The sequence below is a fragment of the Acinetobacter pittii ATCC 19004 = CIP 70.29 genome, assembly GCF_000369045.1.
Taxonomy (GTDB): Bacteria; Pseudomonadota; Gammaproteobacteria; order Pseudomonadales; family Moraxellaceae; genus Acinetobacter; species Acinetobacter pittii.
The window spans coordinates 201,623-223,639 of record NZ_KB849790.1; the positions used below are offsets into that span (position 1 = coordinate 201,623).

Sequence of the window (22,017 nt, forward strand, 5' to 3'; positions counted from 1 at the left end):
ATAGTACTTACTTAACAGTAGTAACCGTCCAAAAAACCTATTTCAAAGTCTTTGGCATTTTCTTCCACTTTTTTGTCCTAAAAACACATGTTGATCTATTCTTATAGCTCACTATAATTTTATTAAAATAATGATTGATCATTTAAAGATGGATGCACTAAGTAAATTTTTTGATGATATTCACCTTAATAAGTCTGAATACATCTATTTAAAAGCACAAGGAGAATGGGCTTTTAAAACACAAGATCAATCTGCTTTACTTGCCTATATTGTTTTAACTGGTTCAGTATATATTCAACTTAATGCGTCAGAAAAAATAATTGCGACAGCTGGTGATATTATTTTAATTCCTTCTGGAAAGGCACATAATGCCACCGACTCAAAATCAACAGCAACTAAATTAGTAGATTCATTAGATATTACTTCGCTTTTTAACGGTCATAGACAAGACGCAATTGAATTTGGTACCTCCTCTCCTAATAAAACCTTATTACTGTGTTTGCGCTGTCAGATTGATACTCATATGGCAGGCCCTTTGATTAATGCATTGCCTTCGATCATGCATATTCAACACGAAAATCAAACCAACCCACCAGAATGGCTACAAATTGGGCTTTATTTTTTAGCAATTGAAACTCAAAAAATCAGGCCGGGACATGACAAAATTATTGATCATTTAGTCAGTATTCTTCTCATTGAGTGCATCCGTGATCACGTTCAACAAATGACAGATCAACAAAACTGGCTAAGTGCGTTAACCCATCCTGAATTAAGTAATGCCCTATCTGCTATTCACAGCCAACCAGAAGTCGCTTGGACAGTTGAGTCTTTAGCAGAACAATGCTGTATGTCACGGTCCAAATTCGCAAATCTATTTAATAGTATTATTGGGGAACCACCTCTAACTTATTTGCAACATTACCGTTTTCGTTTAGCAAGTCAGTACTTACGCACAAGTAATTTTTCAATTCAGCAAATATCAAACAAAGTCGGCTATTCATCCGAGACTGCTTTTAGTCAGGCCTTTAAAAGAATTTTTGATTTATCACCCAAACAATATCGACAGCAATATATCGAACATCATCTCGATTAATAGAAAATAAAAAAAGCGCCGAAGCGCTTTTTTTATTTGATCAAATTATTATTTAATTTTTGCATGTGATTTTAAATATTGGCTGTAATCTTCCAATATTTGTTGACCACGAGATTGACGATAAAGTTGTTTTAGCTGTTGTAATTGATCAGCAGGAATAGCATTAGCGGCTGATGAATTTACATTTGAAACTGCAACAACTACCAGTTCATTTGGCAAGTTTGCTGTTGTAACAGACCACATACCCGGTTTAGGGGTAGCTAAGCTAAATGCAGCACGTTCAATTTCGCGTTTTAAACCTTGTGATCGAGTAAACACACCAGCTGACTCAAATGCGACTTTGTTTTTAGCAACCACTTGGTCTGCAGGTTGAGTTTTAAACTCAGTCAACATGGTAGCAATTTTTGCTTGGGCTGCTTTACGCGCTTTTGCATCGATAACTTTGGCTTTTGCTTCATTCATCGCTTGCGCTAATGGTTTTACACCAGCTGCGTGGTAATCACGCACTTTAATCCATACCGTATCACCATTTGCTAACTGAATATTAGATGATGCATTACGGTCTCCATTTTTCACATCATCATTAAATAACTTAATTTTGACACTTGGATCACTTAAATATGGGTTTTGAGTTGCTAAAGTTACACCATTCAATGATTCAACTTTTGCACCTTTTACTTCTTGTACAACAGCTTCTAAAGAATCATTACCAACAATTGTTTCATTCAAACTGTTTACAGCATCTGAATAAACCGTAGCAACCTTATTCTTTTCAACCTCAGCCGTTAAACGCGCTTTCTCAGCTTCAAATGAAGGGATTTGGTTAGCTTGAGTTTCTGCTTCAATAATATGGTAACCATATTGTGTTTTTACTGGCTGCGAAACTTGTCCATTTTTCAAACTTAAAACAGTTTTATCAAATGCATCCGAGAAAACACCTGGAGCATATGCTTCAACTAAACCACCTTTTGCTTTTGAACTAGGGTCTTCAGAGAACTGCGATGCAGCTTGTGCAAACGATAGACCACTCTGAATTTTCGCATAAACTTCTTTTGCAAGTTTTTGAGCAGCTGCATCATCACGAGCATCAGTAGTAATTAAAATATGCTTTACAGTTCGTTTAGCATCTTTTTTCTGAGTTTCAACAAACTTTGCATAAGCTTGCTGAAGTTCAGCTTCAGTTGCAGGAGCTGGTTTAGCCATCATTGATGGAGATAAGACAACATAATCAACATCAACCGAAGCCTGTTGCTTAAATTCATTTTGATGCTTGTTATAGTAATCTGTAGCTTCTTGATTAGATGCAGTTAAACCTGTTTTGTAAGCATCTAATTTAATACTAGCTAAATGTAACGTACGTTGTTCAGTTTGCAAATTCGCAATTTGCATTAGATCAACTTTGCTTACTAAAGAGTAATCAGCAAAGGTTGACGTTAACATTTTCAAAGCATGATCTTGACGTAGGCTTGCTATTAAACCCTGACTCGTCATGCCAATAGAACGTAAGTAATTTTCATAGAGTTTTTGTGAGAATTGACCATTCTCTTGCAAACTAGGCTGCTGAGCTAACATTTGCTCAATTTGAGCATCACTCAAAGAGATACCTAATTTTTCTGCTTGCTGTATTAATAGATTACGTGACACCAAAATATCGAGTGCCTTAGCCTGAATGACAGGCAAATTAAGTAAACTTTCATCCCCTTTAACAGCAGCTAAATATTGTTCTTTGTAAGACTGAGTTAAAGTTTCAAGGTCTTTTTTAGATATTTCTTGGCCGTTTACTGTTTTTGCAACATCAGCCTTGTTTCCCCTATTAAAATATCCTTCAATACCTACAAGTGCTAAAGGGGTCAAAAACAAAATTAGAAGGACTTTGCCGAGCCAACCCTTAATGACTGTACGAAACGATTCCATAAGTATTCCAATATTTTATTTCGAGGAGAATTTTAACTGAAAAACCACAATCAATGAATGAGCAATATTGGTCAATTCAGATATTTAATAAAAAACGCGCCTATATTGGCGCGTTTATTCATCTTAAAAGATTAAGCTACTGAATCTTTAAGACCTTTACCAGCTTTAAAGCTAGGTACTTTAGTTGCTTTAATTTGAAGCTCTTCACCAGTTTTAGGGTTACGACCAGTGCGTGCAGCACGTTCTTTAACACTGAAAGTACCAAAACCAACTAAAGTTACTGTGTCACCTTTTTTAAGTGCTTCAGTAATTGACGCAATTGTCGCATCGAGTGCCTTGCCTGCATCAGTCTTAGATACTCCCCCTTTTTCAGCAATTGCATCGATTAATTCTGATTTATTCATGAATAAAACATCCTCTTAATATCGTTTGTTTAAGGTCCAAGGCTATAGTTTAAAAGGCCATGACGCCTTTATAGCAATGCTTTAGGGGAAAACGCAATACTAGAGCAGGGCTTTTAGCAAAAATAAATGCTAAAAAACTGTTATATATTTGCTAAATCCCAACATTTTTTTACTTTTTATTCAATTTTTCTTTCAAATGTTGATTTTCTTCTATTAAAGCATCCACCTTAATATGCAGTTGTACAAGCAGCTGTTCGATGTGTTGCAAATCCTTCGGCGTCACCAACCCAATACGGTTTAAAGAGTGATTAACACTCGTATCAAGAATCTTTTCTACTCTGTCTTTTGTTTCAGATACAGATTCTTTTGCTTTTTCTGTGACCTTGCCAACAGTATTGTCTGCCAAGTCTCCAGTTTTTGATTCTAGCTCCTCACCCACTTTAACCAAAGAATCAAAGAGCTTATTTCCCTCTTCTTCCGCACGTGAAAAAGCACCAAGTCCTGCTAGCCAAATTTGCTTAGTATACTTCCTAAAATCTAAAGCTGATTTTCTTGAACTTTTTGATTTTAATTTATTTTTTTCTTCCGACTCTTCTATCTGGGTATCTGTATTTGCATTATCCATTAATCTAAACTCCTAATCAGATGAGAGAAATGATGACTGATTTGACCACAAAATATTTCTATAATATCAAAGTAAAGACTTGATCCATTTACAAAACTGTTCTACAAAGCAAATAAGTCATGTAAATATATTTAACACGACATTGTGTTAAGTTTGGGATAGGATGTCCCATTCTTCAGTTAATTGCTATTTCTAAGGATAAACTTTTATGAGTGAAACGCAACAAAGACAAAAACATCCGCGTCTGTTGCTGAATATTGTTCTAATTATTTTAGAAACTTTTTTTTCATTTATTCTCACCCACGATGGTGCCCTTCGCTTGCAAGCGAAAAAGTTTATTTTGAACAAAACAACGATTCGTATTAATAGCTATTTACCTTTCTTTGACTTCTATGTTCAATTTACAGAAAAAGGTTTGTTATTCGATATTCACTCTTTTGATAGACGTATTGATCTTGAGATCAATAGTACGCTTATCGATTTAATTAAAATTTTTGGCTTTTCTAACCAACGCAGCCTTAAAAATATGCGTATTGATGGTGATGAGGAAACGAAAAAGGAACTTCTAGATTTAATTTCTCATTTAACTCTTCCAAAATTGTTAGTTGACTGGAAACAGTGGTTTAACACTTCAGATGATGAGGCTGAAACCCTTGCTTCACGTAAACGGATCGCTCCATTACTTGAGAAAATTGATCAACAAAGATCAGAGATCAACTCCCTTCACGTAGAAATTAAACAATATCAAAATCGAATTACTCGCTTACAACGACGTCAACGAAATATTAACTTCTCCTTTGGTATAATTAGCCTAATATTTATTGTTTATTTCATATATAATTTGTGGGTTGCCTAATTTATTTTTCTATTTTGTTCCTACACTTGAATTAAAAATAAAAAAACTTGACTATTTTAGTCGGGATTCATAAAATCCTATTATCTAGTCTTAACATGTGTATCGAATCATGCGCCTTACAACTCGCGGTCGCTACGCAGTGACTGCTCTACTTGATTTAGCTTTGCAGCCAACTGAACAAACGATCACGCTCGCCGAAATTGCCGCACGCCAATCCATTTCAGTTGCTTATTTAGAACAGTTATTCGCAAAACTTAAGCGTCATGGGTTAGTTTCTAGTGTTCGTGGTGCAAATGGTGGTTACCATTTGGCTCGAAATGCTGATGAAATTACTGTGTTAGAAATTATTGAAGCTGTAAATGAAACGGTTGATGCAACACGTTGTGATCATAAAGGTAACTGCCAAAATGGTGCAATGTGTCTCACTCACGATTTATGGCAAGAACTCTCTCATCATATTGCCGACTATTTAGCAAAAATCTCTCTTGCCGACCTCATTAGCCGAGACAACGTTCAAACTGTTGCATTACGCCAAAATGTGACTGGCACAGATTCAGCTCTTTTATCGGGTACAGGTATTTGATATGAAACGTCCAATTTATCTTGATTACGCAGCAACCACTCCAGTAGATCCGCAAGTTGCAGAACGTATGATGGAGTGTTTAACTTTCGACGGTACCTTTGGTAATGCTGCGTCTCGTTCGCACGCTTATGGCTGGCAGGCAGAAGAAAAAGTTGAATATGCACGTGAGCAAGTAGCAAATTTAATTAAAGCTGATCCACGTGAAATCGTTTGGACTTCTGGTGCAACTGAATCAGATAACCTTGCCCTTAAAGGTGTGGCTCAATTCTATGCATCTAAAGGCAAACATATCATTACAAGTAAAATTGAACACAAAGCTGTTCTAGATCCTTGTCGTGAATTAGAAGAACAAGGTTTTGAAATTACTTATTTAGAGCCAGAACCACAAACAGGTTTAATCACTCCTGAAATGGTTAAGGCTGCCCTTCGCCCAGATACTATTCTTGTTTCTCTTATGATGGTAAACAATGAAATTGGTACAGTTACAGATGTAGCGGCGATTGGTGAATTGACACGTGCCAACAAAACATTTTTCCACGTAGATGCAGCGCAAGCAGCTGGTAAAGTTGATATCGACTTATCTACAATGAAAATTGACCTTATGAGTTTCTCTGCTCATAAAATTTATGGTCCAAAAGGTATCGGCGCATTATATGTACGTCGTAGCCCACGTGTTCGCCTAAAAGCACAAATCCATGGTGGTGGTCATGAACGTGGTATGCGTTCTGGTACTTTGGCTACTCACCAAATCGTTGGTATGGGTGAAGCTTTTGAGATTGCAGGCAAAACAATGCATGCAGAACAAGAGCGTCTCCGTAAACTTCGTGACAAACTTTGGAACGGTCTACAAGACCTTGAACAAGTGTTCTTAAATGGTCACCCAACTCAAAACGTTGCAAACTATTTAAATGTTAGCTTCAACTTTGTTGAAGGTGAATCTTTAATGATGTCGCTTAAAGATGCTGCAGTATCAAGTGGTTCTGCTTGTACTTCTGCAACTTTAGAGCCTTCATATGTTCTTCGCGCATTAGGTTTATCTGATGAGCTAGCACACAGCTCAATCCGCTTTAGTTTTGGTAAATACACAACTGAAGAAGACATTGACCACGTGCTTACAATTACCAAAGCCGCTGTTGAGAAATTACGTGAACTTTCTCCGCTTTGGGATATGTACAAAGAAGGTATCGATCTTTCTACAGTTGAATGGGCAGAACACTAATTATTGAAATTAGTGTTTTAACCCTCATATTAATATTAGGCTGACCCCGAGGTTTGGAGAAGCGAAATGGCTTATAGCGAAAAGGTAATTGATCATTACGAAAACCCACGTAATGTTGGTGTTTTAGATAAAAACTCTGAAAATGTTGGTACAGGCATGGTCGGTGCACCTGCATGTGGCGACGTGATGCGTTTGCAAATTCAGGTAAATGATAGTGGTGTGATTGAAGAAGCACGCTTCAAAACTTATGGTTGTGGTTCTGCAATTGCATCAAGCTCACTTGTAACTGAATGGTTAAAAGGTAAGACTCTTGATGAAGCTCAAGCGATCAAAAATATTGATATCGCAACTGAGCTTGCTCTTCCTCCAGTAAAAGTTCACTGCTCTGTACTAGCTGAAGATGCAATTAAAGCTGCGATTGATGATTACCGCAGTAAAAAATCTAAAGCTTAATTTGTTACCATTGTAAACGTTGGAGTTTTCATGATTCATTTAACTGAAAATGCTGCGACTCATATTAGCAATTACCTTAAAAATCGAGGTAAGGGTGAAGGCATTCGCGTGGGTGTGAAAACTTCTGGTTGTTCTGGGTTGGCTTATGTTCTCGAATTTGTTGATTCTGTCGATGAACATGACCAAGTTTTCGAACAATTTGGCGTTAAGGTTTTTGTAGATCCAAAAAGTCTTGTCTATTTAGAAGGCTTAGAAATGGATTACGTAAAGAATGGCCTTAACGAAGGGTTCGAATTTAACAATCCCAACAAAAAAGGTGAATGTGGTTGCGGTGAGTCTTTCACTGTATAACTCCCTCTTCTCCTTCCATCCTTTCATTAAAACAGTGACTTTTTATAGCACTGTTTTAATGTATTTAATTAATGTGGACCTCCTTTCTAATGAATCATTTTGAGTTGTTCAATTTACCCGTAGAACTCGATATCGATTTGGCAAGCTTAAAATCTAGTTTCTTAAGTTTGCAACAGCAATATCACCCAGATAAAGCAGAAGATAAAGATCAGGCATTGATCAAATCAAGTGAAATCAATCAAGCTTTTAAAGTACTTTCGCAAGTAGATAGCCGTGCTGCTTATCTATTAGCGTTAAAAAAGCAAGATCATCACCTCGATCAATCCATTAGTGATTTTGAGTTCCTACAATCAGCTCTAGAGCTTCGTGAGCAACTTGATGAAGCAACTTCACAAGAGCATTTAAGTACTCTTAAGCAAGAAGTTTTTCAGTGGATTGAGGGCTTAGTTCGCGAATTTAAAATTGACTACTCAGATGAAGATTGGGGCGAAGCTCGAGATACTGTACGTAAATTACGTTTCTTTCAGCGCGTTCTTAACGATATTGAAAAAGCAGAAGATCAACTGTTGGATGATGAAGACAACTTTGATTTAGATGATGATTTTTAATTTGCTTTTTCCAATTTATATTCAAAGGATTTAACTCATGGCACTTTTGCAAATTGCTGAACCGGGTCAATCCAGTGCCCCACATGAACACCGCATTGCGATTGGTATCGACCTAGGAACAACACATTCTTTAGTTGCGACAGTGTTATCAGGCAAACCAAAAGTCCTTAACGACGAAAAAGAAAGAAGACTTCTTCCTTCTATTGTGCATTATGGAAATGATGACACTCATTATGGTGAAGAAGCGAAACCTTTCATTATTGCTGATCCCAAAAATACAATTGTTTCTGTAAAGCGTTTTATGGGACGCTCAAAAGCAGATATCAAATTTCAACACCCGTATGAATTAGTGGGTTCTGAAAATGAGATGCCAGCTTTCGAGACACGTTCTGGCCGCAAAACACCTGTTGAAATTTCAGCTGAAATTTTAAAACAACTAAAAGAACGTGCTGAATCAAGCTTACAAAACCCAGTAAATGGAGCGGTAATTACTGTTCCAGCCTATTTTGATGAAGCACAACGTCAAGCAACACGTGATGCTGCACAGCTGGCTGGTTTGAATGTATTACGCCTATTAAATGAGCCAACTGCTGCTGCTGTGGCTTATGGTTTAGATCAAGAAACAAATTTAGCTACAGATCATAACTATGTGATTTATGATCTAGGTGGTGGTACTTTCGACGTATCAATCTTACGTTTTTCACAAGGTGTCTTTGAAGTATTAGCTACAGGTGGTCATACTGCTTTAGGTGGTGATGATTTAGATCGTCTCATTGTTAAGTGGGCTAAAAAACAATTAAATATTGATACGCTAAGTGATGAAAGCTATGCAGTATTTATTGTTGCTGCTCGCCAAGCGAAAGAACAACTCTCTACACAAGAATCAGTTCAATTAAAACTACTTGAAAATGTACTAACACTTGATCGCTCAACCTTTGAGAGCATTATTCAAGTTGCTTTAGACAAAACAATCAGTGTTTGCAAACGTGTTTTACGTGATGCAAAACTTGAATTATCAGATATTCAAAATGTTGTTTTAGTTGGTGGTTCTACCCGTTCGTATGCTGTTCAGCAAGCAGTTCGCAATGTATTTAACCAAGAACCACTTTGCACAATTAATCCTGATGAAGTAGTAGCGATTGGTGCTTCTATTACAGCCAATCAATTAATTGGAAACAGCCAAGACGGCTCGCTACTTTTAGATGTTACTCCTCTTTCTCTTGGCTTAGAAACCATGGGTGGATTAGTAGAACGTCTTATTTCTCGTAATACAGCTATTCCGGTTGCTCGCCGCCAAGAGTTTACTACTTATCAAGATGGCCAAACTGCCATGCTGATTCATGTAGTTCAAGGTGAAAGAGATTTAGTCGAACACTGCCGATCGTTAGGAAGGTTCGTTCTTCATGGCATTCCTCCAATGACTGCTGGTCAAGCACGTATTGAAGTTACCTTTCAGGTAGATGCAGACGGCTTACTTACTGTTTCAGCTCGTGAAACAACTTCAGGCGTACAAGCTCAAATTGATATTAAACCATCTTATGGTTTATCAGAGTCTGACACTGAACGCTTATTAATTGAAGGTTTTCAACACGCAGAAGAAGACAAAAATCTGCGTCATTTAAAAGAAACCAAAGTTGAAGCTCAACGTGAGCTTGAAGCATTAGAACAAGCTTTAAAAGTGGATGCTGATTTACTCAATGCTGAGCAGCTCGAAGCACTTAAGACCGCTGAAAATATGCTGAAAGTACAACTTGATGGCAATGATATTCAAGCGATTGAAAAATCTGTAGAACAACTTAAAGTACATAGTGATGCTTTTGCTGCACTACGTATGAATCGACATATTGACCACGCCTTAAAAGGTACAAAACTTGAAGATTGGTCAAATTCAAACTAAAGGTATAGGTGATCAATATGCCCCGCATTAAAGTACTTCCTCACGCTCAATTTTGTCCTGAAGGTGCAGAATTTGAAGTTGAACAGAATGCAAATCTTTGCCAAAGTTTGCTTGATCGAGGAATTAAAATCGAACATGCATGTGACATGTCATGCGCTTGTACAACATGTCACGTAGTAGTTCGTAAAGGTTTTGATAGCCTAGAAGAAATGGATGATGTTGAAGCAGATCTTTTAGATCGCGCTTGGGGTCTTGAACCGGATTCTCGCCTTTCATGCCAAGTAAAAGTTGTGGATGAAGATTTAGAAATTGAGATTCCTAAATATACAATTAACCATGCTTCAGAAAATCATTAATCATGTTAATAAAAAAGCTGCTTTTAAAGCAGCTTTTTTTATATTTTATAAACTCTAAACTTGATTTTGTTGGTCTATTTCTAAAGGTTTAACTTCATCTTCAAGTCTTAACTGCGCTATACCTTGAGTATTCACTAAAGTTTGTTGAACTTTAATTCGTTGAATCATTTTCTCAAGCACTTCTACTAATTCAGGATATTCATAGTTTTGTACTTCTTCTAAATTAAGTACCAAGTGAAAGCCTTTATACTCATAATCAAACCATTGCTGATGATCTGACTTATTCCCTGTATATTTCTCCATCACTTGCCATGTCTTTACGGCACCTTGAATACCTTTTAGATAAATCGGTGTTTTAGGTGCGCACAGAAAATCACTTTTAATTAATTGATAAGTATCGTCTGAAATTAAGATTTCATCTATTTCAGCAGCATATTGCAGACGAGCCGCTAAATTCACATCACGACCTACAATCGTATAAGCCATACGATGGGTTGCCCCATAATTTCCTACGTGGCAGTAACCTGTACTAATACCCATTCGGATATGCAATGCTGAGTAACCCATTTTTTTCCAGCGCTCGCGCAGCAGTTTCATTTGCTGACGCATAGCGATTGCCATTTCTACACATGCTTTAGCATCTTGCTCCACACCTTGTGAATTCGGATCACCAAAAAATATGAGGATGGCATCCCCCATAAATTTATCGACAGTAGCCTCATACTGTTTAGCGATTTCCGTCATATGACTTAAATAATCATTAAGCAAGAATGCTAAATCATCTGGAATTAAAGTTTCTGATAACTCTGTAAAACCCTGAATATCAGAAAAAAACACCGTCATTTTTTTACGCTTATATTCAATCTTTGCTTCAGCTTCACCGCGCATAATAGACTGCCATAACTGTAATGGCGCATAACGGCTTAACTGATTAGCAAAAGCAATATAGCGGGTCATTTGATCATAGTAATGTTGACGCTGCTGACTGATTTTTTTAACCCAACGATGCTGGTAGTAGTTTCCGATAGTAATAAACATAACCAAGCCAAGAAGTGTAATTACAGTCAACTCTTGGCTAGTAGGCTCAAAATATGTATAAAAACCAAATAAAAAGAAAGTACTTAAATAAAAAATAATCGCGCCTAACAAGCTAGTCAAACAAATGACTGCGAAAGAAATACGACTATTAATTGCTGAATAAAATAATGCAAAAAGTGCAATAAATGTAGGCACCAAATTAAGATGCAGACCTGCTAAGGTAACGGCTACAACAATTGCATCGATCGCAAAGAAAACACTTTTTTGAGTTTTTTTATCGAATTGGTACTGAAGCCAGTGTTCTAACTTCGAACTAATAAAAAGTAAGAACAGGAAAAAAGGTGGAACATAGATCTGATAATTTGTATTAGGTGAGGTAAAAGCATAAATCACTAAAATTAATGACAGAATTGAATATCCCATCAAGCGATGAAAATATGCAAACTGCTTAGGCTCTCTATCGATAAACCTCTCTAATTGCACCCTATCCTCCACACCTCAATGTAGCCACATTCATATAAATGTGGCATTGCATTGATTTAGTCCATGCGCCAATCAAATGGCATATCACCTTGACCACGTAACGCAAGCATAAGAGTTTGACGCATATGAGCCAGCACATCATTTGTATAAGGAACCGCAGGTGTACCCCATACTGGTTTAGGCCATGCAACATCATTCTGATAACGTACCACATGATGGAAATGCAATTGAGGCACCATATTTCCCAAAGCGGCAACATTCATTTTATCAGCGCGGAATACACGAGATAGCTGGCTAGATAACCAACTTGATTCACGTAAAAACTGTTCTTGGTCAGCTTGGCTCAACTCATATAATTCTGTGATTCCCGGCACACGAGGGATTAAAATCAGCCAAGGGAATTGCATATCATTCATTAAACGACATGTTGAAAGCGGGAAATCGCCTACAAAAAAAGTATCTTGAGCAAGTTGTGGATGCAAACTAAACATATCTTTTATAAATGACAATAAACAATAATGGCTAATACTATCACATCAGTTTTGATGTGAGTATTGCTAGTGTCTGGTTTGATTACAAATAACAATGATTTTATGCACTTATTCCCCTAATAGACCGAGAAATCGTGCATAAAATTCTGTTATCAACATACAAAGGATTTATATAGAATGAAAATCACTTTAAAACACTATTTAAGCATGTAATTCATTCAATAATTTCGCTAATAAATCATTAATAAATTGGATTCGTTTTTCCTGCTCTTCAAGCTGAACCATAACCTTTAAACGTTGACCACCTTCCATACGATAATAGGTTGGATGTTTTTGCATGAGTTGAATAATAGTAATGGCCTGAACAGGTGTATCAGGCGAGAATTCAATATTGCCACCTTGAGTATTAATATCGATTTTAGTAATACCTAACTGTTCAGCTTTCAGGCGAATTTGGTGAACACTAAATAAGTGTTTAACTGATTGCGGTGGAACCCCAAAACGGTCAATCAGCTCCATACGTATATTGTCGAGCTTTTCTTGGGTATCTGTATTACTAATACGCTTATAGAATAATAAACGCTGATGTACGTCACCTAAATACTCATCTGGAATAAGAGCAGGTATGTGTAAATTAATTTCTGCTGTTAATGATAAAGGTGCATCAAAATTCGGCGTTTTCCCTTGCTGAATCGCTTTAGTAGCTTTTTCCAGCATTTCCATATACAAGCTATATCCAATTGCCTGCATTGAGCCACTTTGCTGCTCACCTAAAAGCTCACCGGCACCTCGAATTTCTAAATCTTCTGTAGCCAGCATGAAACCAGCACCTAGAGTTGAAGCACGTTGTATTGCATCTAGACGTTTTTCAGCATCACCTTTTAAATGCTTTATCGAAGGAACCAATAAGTAGGCATAAGCTTGGTGGTGTGAACGTCCTACACGACCACGTAATTGGTGTAATTGAGCTAAACCAAGTTTGTCAGCCCTTTCTATTAAAATAGTGTTGGCATTTGGAACATCAATTCCAGTTTCGATAATTGTTGAACATACCAATACATTGTATTCTTTGTGGTAGAACTGTTGCATGACTTGCTCAAGTTCTCTTTCCCTCATTTGTCCGTGAGCCACTGCTACACGAGCTTCAGGTACAAGCACTCGAATATTTTCAGCAGCTCTTTCAATCGTATCAACTTCATTGTGTAAGAAATACACTTGGCCACCGCGTAGTAATTCACGCAAGATCGCTTCTTTAATAGATGCTTCAGTATGTTCTTGTACAAAGGTTTTAACAGCTAAACGACGGGCTGGCGGTGTAGCAATGATAGATAAATCACGCATTCCCGAAAAAGCCATATTTAAAGTTCGTGGAATTGGTGTAGCTGTAAGCGTTAACATATCTACATCTGCGCGTAATGCTTTAATACGCTCTTTATCCCGCACACCAAAACGATGTTCTTCGTCGACCACCATTAAGCCTAGATCTTTAAACTGCACATTTTCTTGTAAAAGTTTATGGGTGCCCACCACAATATCGACTTTACCTTCAGCAAGATCTTCAATATTTTTCGTATGCGTTTTATTTGAACCAAAGCGTGATAATACTTCAATACGAACAGGCCAGTCGGCAAAGCGGTCTTTAAAAGACTCATAATGTTGTTGAGCAAGCAATGTCGTCGGTACTAAAACAGCAACCTGTTTGCCATTTTGCACCGCAACAAATGCTGCTCGCATTGCAACTTCTGTTTTACCAAAACCAACGTCCCCACAAACAAGTCGATCCATCGGTTTAGCTTGTTGCATATCATAAAGTGTCGCTTCAATAGCATTGGCTTGATCAAGTGTTTCTTCATACGCAAATCCACTCGCAAATTGCATATAAAGTGACTGATCGACTTCAAAACCAAAGCCAGGTTTTGACTGACGTCGTGCTTGTATATGTAGCAACTCTGCTGCAACATCATGAATTTGTTCTAAAGCTTTACGTTTAGCCTTACTCCACGCGTCAGTTCCAATTTTATGTAATGGTGCTAAATCTGGATCTCCGCCACTATAGCGACTAATGAGATGCAAGTTAGTCACAGGCACGTAAACTTTTGCCTCTTCAGCATAGTCTAGTTGCAAGAATTCATAATCTTGCCCTTCAATTGCCAAAGTAATTAATCCAGCATAACGCCCTACACCATGGTCAATATGAACAACAGGAGCACCTATGCTTAATTCGGTCAAACTACGAATTAGAAATTCTTCTGAAACTTCTTGCTGACGTTTACGACGACGTTGAACTACGCGATGCTCATACAACTGATTTTCTGAAATAACAGACAATTGATCGGTTAAAAGCAAACCACGGTCTAATGGTGCATTCGTAATAGCAATCGCAAACTGACTTTTCTGGAATTGCTCAAAACTATCTACACTAGGAATATCTCCCAGACTGGCACGCAAACCATCTCTTAAACTTTCTCGTCGACCAGCACTTTCTGCAACCAATAACACAGGATGATTTGCTTCATCAATATATTTTTTAACTACGGCAAATGGTTTGTCTTTTTTCGGATCAACAGGCAACTTAGGTGGTTGCTCAACCTTAAGATTTAGAGCCCCAGCTTTTTCTTCAACTGCTTCAGCGCTCACAAGCATACGTGGGAACTGATTTAAAGCACTTAGTAAGTTATTTGGTGCAATAAATAACTCATCAGGTGGGAGAATTGGCTGGTCTGCGTTATGGCGTCTATCTTCATAGCGACGAAAAACTTCTTTCCAAAAACTGGTTAAATCAATATCTATATCATTATTTGTAATTACAATGCAATTCTTTGGAAAGTACGTTGTAAGTGTACTTTGAGATTGCATGTGAGTTTTATCAAAAAATAACGGTAAATAAAACTCAATTCCCGGAGATGCGATTCCATCAAGAACATCTTGGTAAATTGGGTTTTTCTTATGATTTGCAGTCGGAAAAAGTTCAGAATAACGGTCTCTAAAAATTGAACGAGCTTCTTTTAATGGGAACTCTTTTGCTGGTAAGACGGTAAAACTTTTTAAAGTAGTTGTTGTTCTTTGCGTTTCTGGATCAAAGAATTTTAAAGTATCAATTTCATCATCAAACAGGTCAATACGGATAGGTGCATCTTGACCAGATGCAAAAATATCCATAATGCTACCACGTACAGCAAACTCACCATGGTCATAAACCGTATCTACTAAATGATACCCAGCTTGTACTAACCGTAGCTTCTGTTGTTCTAAATCAAATTTTTGCCCCACACGTATATCGAAATGCTCACCTAAAACCCAAGAATATGGTGCAACTCTTTGAGCTAAAGTGCTTGCTGAAACGAGCAATACACCTTTTTGCGGCATATTGGATAAAATCGCGAGTCGTTCTGAAACAATATCTTGATGAGGTGACAAGCGGTCATACGGCAAAATTTCCCAATCAGGGAAAATTGTCGGTTTTATGCCATAAAATTCAAGTTCACTTTCTAACTGAGCAACATGTTGGTTATTTCGAGCTACTACAACGAGCAAAGATGAATGCTGAACGGCAATTTCTTTGAATAATAATGCAGCAGAAGAACCTAATAACGACCCTACCCAACGCTTTTCACCGGCTTTGAGCTGTTGTAAATTCAATTGAGAGATTTCTTGTTGAAACATGTATATGGCTTTTATCAGCTAAGAAGATATGAGCTCAATAGTAGCATGATGTTTTTAGTGAAATGAGTTATTTTTTTGAAAATCAAACTACTAGTTGGCCCTACTTTTTATATTTTTTAATCAATCACCTATGATTATTTATCACGCAAAAACAAAACGTAATATTGATTTAAAATTTGTATAATCGCTTTGAGTTGAAGTAGCTTTTCTTGATTATTTTCCAATCTTGCAACATAGCGCTGTGTTGCGATTTCTAAATCAATCTTTTCATTAATTTGTGGCGTAATTTGAAATAACTTTTGAAGATTATCAAAATTCTGTAATTTACGGTTTGAGAAATATTCAAGATGCTCTGACCACTTTTGATTAATCACTACATCATTAATGATAGGCCCACGTTCAGAATCAAATTTTAATTGATTCTCTTGCAAGTAAAGTTGTTCTGGCGTTTCTTTTGAGCCTTGAAAAAGCTGCGTTATCTTTTTAAACATTTCATCACATCATATTTATTTCAATTTAAATAATGGAAGTAATCTAGTCACTCCCATCATTTGAGTCTTCTAAACTAACGACTATTCATCGCCTAAATCATCAAGAAAATCTACAGTCGGTACAAAAAATAAAGTACCTGTTTGAGCAGTACTAAAGTCAAGTAACCGATCTAGGTTACCATGCTCATTGCCTAAAAACATGTTCTCAAGCATTTGTCGGGTTGTACTAAACTTACGCGAGTAGCCAATAAAGAATGTGCCATATTCATTTCTAGAAGGATTTGAAAAAGGCATATTAGCTCGCATAATTTTAAGTTCATTGCCTTCTGCATCATGAGCTTTACTAACGACATTATGAGCAGTTAAAGGTTTTTCATCATCGCCGAGCTCAACATCATTGAACTTTTTACGGCCAATCACTTTTTCTTGCTCTTCGTCAGTTAATGAACGCCATTTGTCCATATCGTGTGTATATTTTTGGATAAAAGCATAACTTCCCCCAATAAAGTCAGGGTCTTCATCGCCTACTAACGCCCACTGCGCTGCAATAACAGGTTCAGGGTTCTCTGTTCCATCTACAAAGCCAATAATTGCACGACCGTCAAAATAACGAAAACCATGAACCTCATCAATTGGATACGTTACTTTACCAAGCTGTTGATTAATTATATTACCCAGCTCGTAACATAAAGTCTGACGATCAGCACGTATATGAAAAAATAAATCACCCGGAGTTGAGACAGCCGTGTATTTCGGACCTCTAATTTCTTGAAATGGTTGTAACTCTTGAGGCTTGGATTGCTCTGGAAATAATATATCCCATGCATTTGAGCTAAAACCTAAAGTAGCATTAAATTTACTATCTGGATAACGATTAAAGAGACTTCTGGTTAGTGCTGAAAAATTAGCAGCAAAATCTTTTACTTTTTCTATTACAGAATCACCTTGAGCTAGTCCCAATACAATAAATAATGCATTTTCACCAGGAGCACTCGTTACAGGTTGAATTCTCATACATTCCATAAAATATGCCTTTTTAGGTATTTAAGTTTATTAATTTAGCATACTCATATTTTTTTCATACAACCTGTTAAGAAATCTGATGTTGATAAGAGTTTAAGGAAAACGCCTTAAACTCTTACACAGATTAAGCTTAATCAACGCCCATATTGCTTTTTTAAATACTTTACGATTTGAGCAGACTCAAACATCTTCACTCCCGTATTTGGGTCTACTAAGTATGGTACTTGCATTTTATCCTGCATAATCGGCAATAGCTTTTCTCTTTTTCCACCTTCTAAAGGTATGTATTTACCTGGTTTTAAGCGAAGAATAGCAGGTCCCATATCTTGCCATCTCTCTTTTGCCACATTATGCAAAATATATGGAAGCTCAAGTTCAGAGAGTAGACTTCTTACAATTCGTGAATACGGACTTGCTTCAAAACTCCATAACTCAAGTTTTTGTTCAGGTGCAGCTCTATCAACAATTTTTTTATTTATCCATATTCCGCGAGCTCCATTTAATATAGTTCCAGCAACTGCAACATAAGGCATGTTTGGGTAACTCGAAAATTTCTGCGGCGTTTTCCCTGTCTTACCATAATGTTTAAATAAATGATGAATAATATCCTGTGATTCATATAGCTGATCGCCAGTATTTTCATCAATTAAAAATGGAAACTGTAATTTACCGCCTTTTTCTTTTACAACTGAACGATACTTTGTTCCACCTTTAGGGCATGGATAAATTTCAACGTCCAGATTCAAAAGTGTAATCACTTCACGAACACGACGGCAAAATGGTGAACCTTCAAATTCATATAATTTCAAAGCCTTTGCAGGTTGTTGTGGAAATGCTGTTCCTGAAACACCTCTACCACCTTCAGCAATTGCAGATACAACTGCTTGAAGTACTTTAATTTGATGAATCACCATCATGCCTTCCTTTATATTAGAGAATTAGACTAATTTTTCTTTTGCTATCACAATCCCATTATTATCAGCATAGATAAAATCACCAGATTGAATTGTGACTCCACCAAAATACAAATTAATATCTACCTCACCAATGCCCTTACGATTACTTTTTTGTGGAATTGCAGCCAATGCATGTACTCCCAAATCTAAGGTCGCAAGTGCATCAACGTCTCGTACACAACCGTAAATCACTACACCATTCCAGTTGTTTTTAACTGCTGACTCAGCAATCAAATCACCCATGAGTGCACAGCGCATAGATGCACCACCATCCACAACTAATACTTTACCTGTACCATCTGTTGCCAATAACTCTTTTACACGTGAGTTATCTTCAAAGCACTTTACTGTTACAACCTGTCCCCCAAAAGTTTTACGAGCTCCATAACTTTGAAAGAACTTGCCATCCATTGATGGGATTACAACCTGTAAGCCTTTTTCAGGGTTATCATCTAATAAATCACATGTTACAAATGGTACTGTCGACACTTTAATGCTCCCTTATCGAGTTTGTTGTATGCTCAGATTATCATATCGTTTAAAGGCTTCAATTTGCGTTAGCGCCGCTACGACCATCGTATGAGCCAATTGCTCGGCAGTTACTGGCTTATATTTGAATGGCTTTTGAAATTTATTCTCAATAAGTTTAAATAGACTTTGCCCTAAGTCTTCAATAAACCTTACATCGCTGCGTTTACCAATCAGTAAAGACGGTCTAAAAATAGATAGCTTTTCGAGTTCTAGACTCTCAATATAATCTTCTAACTGTCCTTTCACTTTATTATAGAAAATTGGAGAATTTGCATTTGCTCCAAGGGCACTCACTAGCAATAGATGAATATGTTTATCTTGCACTAAATCTGCTAAATGAGCATTGATTTCATAATCTACAGCGTAAAAAGCCTGTTTTGAACCAGCCATTTTTAATGTTGTTCCAATACAGCTAAATGCATGGGTATGGCCATTCACATCTTCATCATTGAGTAATAAAAAATCCTCTATAACGAGTTGAGTAACTTTTTTATATGTATTAAGTAGTTGTGATTCTTTTCTGACCACAACAGTAATCGATTCAAATTCCGGAGTTTGCTCAAGCTGTTCGACAAGCGCTAAACCCACAAGTCCCGTAGCACCTATCACAATTGCTTTTTTAGTACTTATAGTCATTTTTTATCCAACCCTCTTTAAGTTTGTATCAAATTTAACCTTTTCTTACCGTTTTAGCAGCCCCTAAAACCGCTTAAAATGCTCGCAAGGCTTGACTTCACGGTGTTGATTCATCACAATATGGCACTTGTTTACGGGCTGGTGATGGTTACACCAGTTTACTGAATTGACCACAGCCCGCCCAGACCAACTTATTTTCAAGGAGTGCAAGAGTGGCAAACTCTGCTCAAGCTAAAAAACGTGCGCGTCAAAACGTTACAGCGCGTAAACACAACGCAAGCTTGCGTTCTATGGTTCGTACCTACATCAAACGTACTTTAAGTGCAATCGCTGGTGGTGATTATGCTGTTGCTACAGAAGCTTACAAAAAAGCTGTTCCTGTAATCGACCGCATGGCTGATAAAGGCATCATCCACAAAAATAAAGCTGCTCGTCATAAGAGCCGTTTAAATGCTCAAGTTAAAGCGTTAGCTAACTAATTTGAACATGTAAAAAAAGCCCAATAGGGCTTTTTTTATTATCTATCGTTTTTGAGCTTATAGCACTTTATGAAATTTAGCTACATTCAGCTCATAGGCTTTTCCTCTCCAAATCCACTTTAATTTACAATTTGGAAACTCTTCACCTTCAAACCAGACAAATAATCCTTCCATCATTTCCGGCCAGTCCTCTTTCTTAATTTTATTTTCGCCAGAAATTACAGCAACAATTGCTGCAATAATCGTGTCATGACTCACGGCTAAACTAAGACCGCCTTTAGTTTTTGGATGAGTTCGGTAAATAAGCTCTAGTACATCTAAAACACCCGTAATAGGATGTTTCATACCCGGTAATGCATTATTTACAAAACTATTAATAAAGCCTAAAGCGCCCTGCTTTTTAAAATAAGGAGCAGCTTGTTGTATATCCAACACAAAGCTACCTGGTTCGACAAGTAGCCCTTGCTCAATAATTTCAATCGTATGAGTATTTGATTGAGGACTTACATCGTCAGCCCCTTCAATCATGAGCGCAGCCGTATCGACACAGCGTTGTATTGGACTTGAAATACAATGCTGAATAACACGATCTGTATTTTTAATTAAGTAATTACCCCATGCCTGCGCAAGCTCACGTCCTTGAGGAGTAAGTTGGAGATCATAACCAGCCAAGCCCTGCCCATCTACAAGTTCTCTTAAAGAATGGCGCGTAAATAAGGTTACAGGAGTTGAAGCATCGGGCAATAAATCAATTGCTTCAAACATACTTTTAGGCAATAAATCGAGTGCCATCTTTATCTTGTCATCTTTTTTCAATACTTTGCCACTATAACATGTCTGGCATAACTCTCAATCGATAACACCTGATTGGGCTAATGCTTCAAATGCTATTTTTTTGCTTTCCTGATCACGAAAAGCGATAAAGCCCTTATTTAAAACCGTGTTTCTTTGGTTATATTCAAAAGGTTTTCCATCCAGAGTAAGTAAACCGCCACCTATACTTTCTAACAGACCTTGACCAGAACTGGTATCCCATTCAGATGTAGGATGAAAGCGTGGGTAAATATCTATTTCACCTTCTAACATCATACAAAACTTATAGGCACTCCCGGCTTCTCGTCGAATAATGCGATGTTCTTTTTCAATAGGTTGAATAAATTTTTGGTATTTTGGATTTTTACTACCGTGACTAAGTCCTATTTGTATAGGGGCATCTAACGAAGTTGAACTAACCTGATATTGATACCATTGTTGTTGGCTAAAGCTATATTTAAAAGGTAAATCTTGCAGATATCCTAAGTACACAACTTGTTCACATGGCACGGCAATAACTGAGAAAACTGTTTCTTTGCCGTTGATCAAGCTTAGATTGATCGTAAATTCATCACGTTCATGTATAAATTCTTTGGTTCCATCGAGTGGATCTAACATCCAACAAGTAGACCATTCATGACGGGCACTATAATCACTTTCTTCAGACAATACAGGCAACTCTGGAGTAATGTCTGCAAGATGCTTTAATAAAAATCTATTTACCTTTAGATCTGCTTGGGTTACAGGTGAATCATCTTGCTTTTCATGAATAGTAAACTCATAACCCGCAGAATAGTTTTGATATTCTTCTAGTAGAATCTGGCTCGCCTGTTCCAAAATAGGCAAAAGTTGATTAATTAAATTATCTTGTGGGCGCGTAGTTGTTATAAACATAAATATGCTCTACATAGTTTCACTTCTATTATAGGTGAATTATGAACAATTCTATATTCGCCAACAGTTTGATTTACTAAAATAGTCATTTATCTTAATCATTAGAACCATTGCTTTCCGCTTATGCTATTTAGGTAATATAAATAATTTTAATATTTAT

At 37.0% G+C, this 22,017-nt stretch carries 23 protein-coding genes; 10 read left to right on the top strand and 13 right to left on the bottom strand.

Annotated features, from left to right (window positions below; genetic code table 11):
- The first annotated feature begins 148 nt into the window (after positions 1-148).
- On the top strand, positions 149-1,093 hold the full coding sequence (araC, locus tag F928_RS13525) for an AraC family transcriptional regulator (RefSeq protein ID WP_025469672.1): 945 nt from the start codon (positions 149-151) through the stop codon (positions 1,091-1,093).
- Positions 1,094-1,141: 48 nt separating this feature from the next.
- On the opposite strand, the gene ppiD is transcribed toward araC, so the two are convergent.
- The 3 genes from ppiD to F928_RS13540 all read right to left on the bottom strand — a co-directional run bounded on the left by ppiD (position 1,142) and on the right by F928_RS13540 (position 4,036).
- Entirely contained in the window at positions 1,142-3,007 is a 1,866-nt protein-coding gene (ppiD, locus tag F928_RS13530) for a SurA N-terminal domain-containing protein (RefSeq protein WP_005076208.1), read from the bottom strand.
- Positions 3,008-3,138: 131 nt separating this feature from the next.
- Complete coding sequence (gene hup, locus F928_RS13535) at positions 3,139-3,411, bottom strand: HU family DNA-binding protein (protein WP_001043034.1); 273 nt, start codon at positions 3,409-3,411, stop codon at positions 3,139-3,141.
- Between the two features lie 169 nt (positions 3,412-3,580).
- Positions 3,581-4,036, bottom strand: a complete 456-nt coding sequence (locus F928_RS13540; RefSeq protein ID WP_002117904.1) for a phasin family protein — start codon at positions 4,034-4,036, stop codon at positions 3,581-3,583.
- A 208-nt stretch (positions 4,037-4,244) separates the two neighbouring features.
- On the opposite strand from F928_RS13540, the gene F928_RS13545 reads away from it, so the two are divergent.
- From F928_RS13545 to fdx, 8 genes are all read left to right on the top strand, one after another.
- Entirely contained in the window at positions 4,245-4,892 is a 648-nt protein-coding gene (locus F928_RS13545; RefSeq protein WP_005076210.1) for a hypothetical protein, read from the top strand.
- Positions 4,893-5,001: 109 nt separating this feature from the next.
- Complete coding sequence (locus tag F928_RS13550; protein WP_002117915.1) at positions 5,002-5,475, top strand: Rrf2 family transcriptional regulator; 474 nt, start codon at positions 5,002-5,004, stop codon at positions 5,473-5,475.
- Position 5,476: 1 nt separating this feature from the next.
- A complete protein-coding gene (iscS, locus tag F928_RS13555; RefSeq protein WP_002117998.1) occupies positions 5,477-6,694 on the top strand; it encodes an IscS subfamily cysteine desulfurase in 1,218 nt (405 codons plus the stop codon).
- A 66-nt stretch (positions 6,695-6,760) separates the two neighbouring features.
- A complete protein-coding gene (gene iscU / locus F928_RS13560) occupies positions 6,761-7,147 on the top strand; it encodes a Fe-S cluster assembly scaffold IscU (protein WP_002117907.1) in 387 nt (128 codons plus the stop codon).
- 30 nt (positions 7,148-7,177) lie between these two features.
- Positions 7,178-7,498, top strand: coding sequence for an iron-sulfur cluster assembly protein IscA (gene iscA / locus F928_RS13565; protein ID WP_002117986.1), 321 nt, complete (start codon positions 7,178-7,180; stop codon positions 7,496-7,498).
- Between the two features lie 89 nt (positions 7,499-7,587).
- Positions 7,588-8,106 (top strand): Fe-S protein assembly co-chaperone HscB, encoded by a 519-nt coding sequence (gene hscB / locus F928_RS13570; RefSeq protein WP_005076214.1) that lies wholly within the window; start codon positions 7,588-7,590, stop codon positions 8,104-8,106.
- A 37-nt stretch (positions 8,107-8,143) separates the two neighbouring features.
- Positions 8,144-10,003, top strand: a complete 1,860-nt coding sequence (gene hscA, locus F928_RS13575; RefSeq protein WP_005076216.1) for a Fe-S protein assembly chaperone HscA — start codon at positions 8,144-8,146, stop codon at positions 10,001-10,003.
- A 17-nt stretch (positions 10,004-10,020) separates the two neighbouring features.
- A complete protein-coding gene (fdx, locus tag F928_RS13580; RefSeq protein WP_002117947.1) occupies positions 10,021-10,359 on the top strand; it encodes an ISC system 2Fe-2S type ferredoxin in 339 nt (112 codons plus the stop codon).
- A gap of 54 nt (positions 10,360-10,413) precedes the next feature.
- On the opposite strand, the gene cyaA is transcribed toward fdx, so the two are convergent.
- From cyaA to yraR, 8 genes are all read right to left on the bottom strand, one after another.
- On the bottom strand, positions 10,414-11,880 hold the full coding sequence (cyaA, locus tag F928_RS13585) for an adenylate/guanylate cyclase domain-containing protein (protein WP_005076219.1): 1,467 nt from the start codon (positions 11,878-11,880) through the stop codon (positions 10,414-10,416).
- Between the two features lie 56 nt (positions 11,881-11,936).
- The gene (locus F928_RS13590; protein ID WP_002117900.1) at positions 11,937-12,371 is read right to left on the bottom strand and encodes an HIT domain-containing protein; all 435 of its coding nucleotides are present in this window, start codon (positions 12,369-12,371) and stop codon (positions 11,937-11,939) included.
- Positions 12,372-12,572: 201 nt separating this feature from the next.
- The gene (gene mfd, locus F928_RS13595; RefSeq protein WP_005076221.1) at positions 12,573-16,034 is read right to left on the bottom strand and encodes a transcription-repair coupling factor; all 3,462 of its coding nucleotides are present in this window, start codon (positions 16,032-16,034) and stop codon (positions 12,573-12,575) included.
- Between the two features lie 134 nt (positions 16,035-16,168).
- Positions 16,169-16,525, bottom strand: a complete 357-nt coding sequence (locus F928_RS13600) for a hypothetical protein (protein ID WP_005076223.1) — start codon at positions 16,523-16,525, stop codon at positions 16,169-16,171.
- Between the two features lie 81 nt (positions 16,526-16,606).
- The gene (locus F928_RS13605) at positions 16,607-17,539 is read right to left on the bottom strand and encodes a Dyp-type peroxidase (RefSeq protein WP_025466564.1); all 933 of its coding nucleotides are present in this window, start codon (positions 17,537-17,539) and stop codon (positions 16,607-16,609) included.
- 143 nt (positions 17,540-17,682) lie between these two features.
- Positions 17,683-18,465 carry a glutathione S-transferase N-terminal domain-containing protein gene (locus F928_RS13610; RefSeq protein ID WP_080631103.1) on the bottom strand — a complete coding sequence of 261 codons (783 nt, stop codon included), beginning with the start codon at positions 18,463-18,465 and terminating at the stop codon, positions 17,683-17,685.
- A 21-nt stretch (positions 18,466-18,486) separates the two neighbouring features.
- Positions 18,487-18,993 carry a ribonuclease E activity regulator RraA gene (gene rraA / locus F928_RS13615; protein ID WP_005076226.1) on the bottom strand — a complete coding sequence of 169 codons (507 nt, stop codon included), beginning with the start codon at positions 18,991-18,993 and terminating at the stop codon, positions 18,487-18,489.
- 12 nt (positions 18,994-19,005) lie between these two features.
- A complete protein-coding gene (yraR, locus tag F928_RS13620) occupies positions 19,006-19,671 on the bottom strand; it encodes an NAD(P)H-binding protein (protein WP_005076228.1) in 666 nt (221 codons plus the stop codon).
- Positions 19,672-19,883: 212 nt separating this feature from the next.
- On the opposite strand from yraR, the gene rpsT reads away from it, so the two are divergent.
- A complete protein-coding gene (gene rpsT / locus F928_RS13625; RefSeq protein WP_002117906.1) occupies positions 19,884-20,150 on the top strand; it encodes a 30S ribosomal protein S20 in 267 nt (88 codons plus the stop codon).
- Positions 20,151-20,207: 57 nt separating this feature from the next.
- On the opposite strand, the gene F928_RS13630 is transcribed toward rpsT, so the two are convergent.
- Complete coding sequence (locus F928_RS13630) at positions 20,208-20,942, bottom strand: histidine phosphatase family protein (protein WP_002117975.1); 735 nt, start codon at positions 20,940-20,942, stop codon at positions 20,208-20,210.
- A 57-nt stretch (positions 20,943-20,999) separates the two neighbouring features.
- Complete coding sequence (gene cysQ / locus F928_RS13635; protein ID WP_005076233.1) at positions 21,000-21,857, bottom strand: 3'(2'),5'-bisphosphate nucleotidase CysQ family protein; 858 nt, start codon at positions 21,855-21,857, stop codon at positions 21,000-21,002.
- Between the last annotated feature and the right edge of the window lie 160 nt (positions 21,858-22,017).